We start from the raw sequence: 4,461 nt of genomic DNA on the forward strand, positions 1-4,461 counted from the left end.
GTCCACGTCGGTTTCCCCACCGAGCTCGAATCGAACCGGCACGTCCGCCAGATCCAGGGCCTCGCCGTCGCCGAGGAGGCGCGCGGCCGGGGGGCCGGGCGGGCGCTGGTCCGGGCCGCCGTCGACGAGGCCCGCCGGAGGGGGGCCCGCCGCATCACCCTGCGGGTCCTCGGGCACAACACCGCGGCCCGGGCGCTCTACGAGACCGAGGGGTTCGTGGTCGAGGGGATCCTGCCCGAGGAGTTCCTGCTCGACGGGACCTACGTGGACGACGTGTTCATGGGGCGCTTCCTGTGAGCCGGAGCTACGACGCGGCCAGTTCGCCGGTGTCCACCGGTGCCGTGGCGCCCGCGGCGCTGCGCGCGTCGGAGGCGACCTCGTCCGCCGTCAGGACGTAGCCCGTCTCGGCGTCCGAGGTGGAGCGGGCGAAGACCACGCCGAACACCCGGCCGTCCGTGGTGAGCAGGGGGCCGCCGGAGTTGCCGGGGCGGACCGTGGAACGGATCGAGTAGATCTCGCGGGTGGCCGTCCCGTCGTTGTAGATGTTCTGGCCCGTCGCCCGCATCCGGTTGGCGACCGTCGCCGCCTGGAGGTTCAGGTCGCCGTCCTGCGGATAGCCCGCGACGACCGCCGCGTCGCCGCGCTCGGCGTCGTCGTCGAAGCGCAGCACCGGGGCCTTCAGACCGGGCACGTACAGCACGGCCACGTCCTTCTGCGGGTCGAACAGCACCACCTGCGCCTCGTACGTCCGCCCGACCCCGCCGATCTGCACGGTCGGCTCGTCGATGCCGGCCACCACATGGGCGTTGGTCATCACGTGCTCGCGCGCGTACACGAACCCGCTGCCCTCGCGGCCCTGGGTGCCCGCGACGCCCTCGACCTTCACGGTGCTCCGCTTGGCGGCCTCGGTCGCGGCGGCCGTGACACTGTCGCCGGTGGGCTTGGCGACCTCGGCCGTCGACTCGTTCTCGAAGGGGTTGAAGACCTGCGGGAAGCCCGCCTGCGTCAGCGCGGACGTGGCCCCCGAGAACCAGGCCGGCGTCGTGTCCGGCATCGTCCGCTGCACCGCGCCGAGCAGCCGCGAGTCCCGGATCGCCGAGGTGACCAGCGGCGACGAGGACGCGCCCAGGACGCTCGCCGCCACCCACGCCACGATCAGCACGGCCACCGCGTTGGCCACGGCCCCGCCGACGCCGTCCGCCACCCGCAGCGGCCCCCGGTCCAGCTCCCGCCGCAACCGCAGCGCGAGGCGCCCCGCCAGCTCGTGCCCCACCACCGCCGGGAGCAGCACCGTGAACACCGCCGTCACCGTCGCCCGCGTCGTCCCCGGCTCCACCAGGTCCATGACCCACGGCAGGGCCCACACACCGACGACCGCACCGCCCACGAAGCCCGCCAGCGACACACAGCCGGCCACCAGCCCGCGCCGGTACCCGGACGCCGCGTAGGCCAGGACGACCAGCAACAGCAGGATGTCGAGCAGGTCCACGCACGCCGCCTTTCTCTCGGAACCCCTTAATACGCGGGGGGAGGGCCCGGTGATCAGTCACACGCGCACGGGATGATCGGAATCGGCCGCGCGGTCGTGCACAGGGAAAAACGTCGCGGACCGTGACGATGGTTCCACCGGGTGGCACATCACACATCGCGGACGGACCGGATCAGGCCGACAGTGGGACCATGCGTGTCTTCCGAAGACGGCGGGGCGCACGCAGGCACTCCGCCGACGGGACACCCGGCATAGCCGGCCTGCCGCGCGCGGCCCGGGCGCTGCTCGGCTGTCTGCCGGGCGTCGCCGCCGTCGTGGCGCTGTTCCTGTGCGCCCACGGCGTCGAGAACGCGGCCGACACCGGCTCCCGCGCCGCCCCGCCCCGCCCCCCGGCCTCCTACACCGCCCCGCGCCCGCCCATCGTGCCGAGAGGGGCCTGGCTGGGCGACGCCGGCCGAGCCCAGCCGCGCCCGCGCTACGACGACCGGGTCGCCGCCGTCTTCGTCCACCACACCGACTCGCCCAACGGCTACGACTGCGCCGACGCGCCCCGCATCATCCGGGACCTCTACACCGGCCAGACCCGCACCCGCGACTGGGACGACATCGGCTACAACTTCGTCGTCGACCGCTGCGGCACCGTCTACGAGGGCCGCGCCGGGGGCGTGGAGCGCGCCGTCACCGGCGCCCACACCCAGGGCTTCAACCACCGCACCGCGGGCATCGCCGCCCTCGGCACCTTCACCGAGGGCATGCCCGTCCCGCAGCCCATGATCCGTGCGATCGCCGCGCTGTCCGCCTGGAAGCTGGGCCTGACCGGCACCGACCCCCGCTCGGACGTCCGCCTGGTCTCCAGCAACGGCCTGAGCCGGTACGCGGCGGGCTCCACCGCCTGGCTGCCCGCCCTGGCGGGCCACAACGACGGCTACATGACCAGCTGCCCGGGCGCCGCCCTGCACGCCCGCCTGCCCGAGATCCGGCGGCTCGCGGCCCGGCTCCAGGGCCGGCCGGACGGTCCACAGCAAGGCCACAGCGAACGCGCAGCGTCCTGAGATCCCGGTCTCCTACGGTCGTCCCCACAGGCAGCCGACTGGAGGTGGGGACCATGAACAACGGTCGTACGAAGGCCCCGAGGCACGCGGGGAGCGCGGGGGAGCCGGGTCCGCGGGCGGTGGCCGCGCGCGGCCCGTTGGCGATGCTGTGCGCGGTCGTGACCGTCGTCCTGGGCCCGGCCGCGGTCACCGCGTCCGCGCTCGACCAGGCCAACGCCGCTCCGATGCACCACGCGGTGCGGGCCGATGGGACGCACGCGTACATCCCGTCCGACGCGAGCCGCCGCCGAGCCGCCTGATCAGCCCCTGAAGCGCTCCCACAGCCGGGGGTAGCGCTCGGCGAGCAGTCCCTCGTTCTCGAAGTCGAGCGGCGGGCCCTCCGGTTCCGGGGGTGGCGGCGCGATCTCCAGGTCGGGCGCGACCACACCGGTGAGCTGCTCATAGGCCTCGTCCGCCGCGTAGCCGAGCTCCTCGCCGTCGCCGTCGATCTCCTCGTCGAAGTCGTCCAGCAGATCGGCGAGCGCGTCGGGGTCGTGCACGGCGCCCTCGAACACCTCGCGGCCCTGGCCGATCAGCCAGCACCGGAAGAAGTCGAAGGCGTCGTCGCTCGCCCCGTCGAGCAGCACCCACGCGGCGCCCCACAGGTCCCAGCGGTAGGCGCGGTTGTAGCGGGACTCGAAGTGACGGGCGAAGTCCAGGACCGAGTCCGGGTCCAGTTGAGCGAGCCGGTCCACGAGCAGGTCGGCCTGCTCCTCGGGGTCGCCCTCGGAAGCCCCCCGGGCGTCGTCCACCAGCTCCCAGAACTCCGTCTCGTCCATCACGGGTCCAGCATCGGCCCTGGGGCACAGGGGCGCACCCGGAGTGCGCGGGATCGTTATGCGCCGCTCCCGGGCCGGTAGAGCCGGGCCAGCCGCTCCGCGTCCGCGGCGAACCGCTCGCGCAGGCTCTGAGGCGCCAGCACCTCCACCTCCGGACCCAGCGCCGCCAGCTGCGTGCGGGCGACCTCCTCGGACTCCACCGGCAGGGCCACCGTCACCCAACCGCCCTCGTCCGGGGCGTCCGCGTCCGCCAGGGCCTCCCGGGCGGTCAGCGCGTCGAGGGCGTACGGCAGGGCGCGTACGCCGTCGGGGGACAGCCGCACCACGACCCGCGCCCGCAGGAGGGACCGCGCGAACTGCTCGGCCCGCTCCTCCCAGAACCCGGGCAGGTCGAAGTCGGGCTCCCGCTCGAAGCGCTCGCCGTCCGCGTCCACCGCCGTGAACCGGTCGATCCGGTACACCCGGAAGGACGCACTCCCCGCCACCCGCGCGCACAGGTACCAGACGCCCGCCTTCAGCACGAGCCCGTACGGCTCCAGCTCCCGGACGACCTCGTCCTCGCCGCGCCGGTAGCGGGCGTCGATCCGCCGGTCGTCCCACACCGCGTCGGCGACCGCCGGCAGCAGCGCGGGCGTCCTCGGCTCCTTGAACCAGTTCGGCGCGTCCAGGTGGAACCGCTGGGACGCCGTCCGGGAAGCGTCCCGGAGGGAGGGCAGCAGCGCCGCCGACACCTTCAGCCGGGCCGCCGAGGCGGCGTCCTCCAGGCCCATCTCGCGCAGCGCGCCCGGCACCCCGGACAGGAACAGCGCCTCGGCCTCGCCGCGGTGCAGCCCGCTCAGCCGCGTCCGATACCCGCCGACCAGCCGGTAACCACCGGCCCGGCCCCGGTCCGCGTACACCGGAACGCCCGCCTCCGACAGCGCCTGCGCGTCCCGGGTGACCGTCCGCTCCGACACCTCCAGCTCACGGGCGAGCTCGGCGGCCGTCATGGAGGGCCGGGACTGGAGCAGCAGCACCATCTTGATCAGCCGGGCAGCACGCATGGCCACATCATGCAGCAGGCCCCCGCCGTGGCGGGGGCCTGCCGATCACCGGTCCTCAC

General features: G+C 74.4%; 6 protein-coding genes. 3 read left to right on the plus strand and 3 right to left on the minus strand.

What is annotated here, in order from left to right:
* A partial coding sequence (locus ABZ281_RS39660; RefSeq protein WP_356662835.1) for a GNAT family N-acetyltransferase occupies positions 1–297 on the plus strand: 297 nt, incomplete at its 5' end.
* Between the two features lie 7 nt (positions 298–304).
* Here the strand turns inward: ABZ281_RS39660 and ABZ281_RS39665 are convergent.
* On the minus strand, positions 305–1,489 hold the full coding sequence (locus ABZ281_RS39665; RefSeq protein WP_356662836.1) for a MarP family serine protease: 1,185 nt from the start codon (positions 1,487–1,489) through the stop codon (positions 305–307).
* 191 nt (positions 1,490–1,680) lie between these two features.
* Between ABZ281_RS39665 and ABZ281_RS39670 the strand changes: the two genes are divergently transcribed.
* The gene (locus tag ABZ281_RS39670; protein WP_356662837.1) at positions 1,681–2,541 is read left to right on the plus strand and encodes a peptidoglycan recognition protein; all 861 of its coding nucleotides are present in this window, start codon (positions 1,681–1,683) and stop codon (positions 2,539–2,541) included.
* A gap of 53 nt (positions 2,542–2,594) precedes the next feature.
* A complete protein-coding gene (locus tag ABZ281_RS39675; protein WP_356662838.1) occupies positions 2,595–2,840 on the plus strand; it encodes a hypothetical protein in 246 nt (81 codons plus the stop codon).
* Here the strand turns inward: ABZ281_RS39675 and ABZ281_RS39680 are convergent, their stop codons facing one another.
* Complete coding sequence (locus ABZ281_RS39680) at positions 2,841–3,362, minus strand: DUF4240 domain-containing protein (RefSeq protein ID WP_356662839.1); 522 nt, start codon at positions 3,360–3,362, stop codon at positions 2,841–2,843.
* Between the two features lie 53 nt (positions 3,363–3,415).
* A complete protein-coding gene (locus ABZ281_RS39685; RefSeq protein ID WP_356662840.1) occupies positions 3,416–4,402 on the minus strand; it encodes a WYL domain-containing protein in 987 nt (328 codons plus the stop codon).
* Positions 4,403–4,461 lie beyond the last annotated feature (59 nt).

Origin of the sequence: Streptomyces sp. NPDC006265, assembly GCF_040613555.1 — a bacterium.
Classification (GTDB): Bacteria; Actinomycetota; Actinomycetes; order Streptomycetales; family Streptomycetaceae; genus Streptomyces.

What these genes read in the sequence shown, in the direction of transcription:
- ABZ281_RS39670 (WP_356662837.1), top strand. Translation starts at nt 1,681, where the DNA reads ATGCGTGTCTTCCGAAGACGGCGGGGCGCACGCAGGCACTCCGCCGAC.
- ABZ281_RS39685 (WP_356662840.1), bottom strand. Translation starts at nt 4,402, where the DNA reads ATGCGTGCTGCCCGGCTGATCAAGATGGTGCTGCTGCTCCAGTCCCGG.
- ABZ281_RS39675 (WP_356662838.1), top strand. Translation starts at nt 2,595, where the DNA reads ATGAACAACGGTCGTACGAAGGCCCCGAGGCACGCGGGGAGCGCGGGG.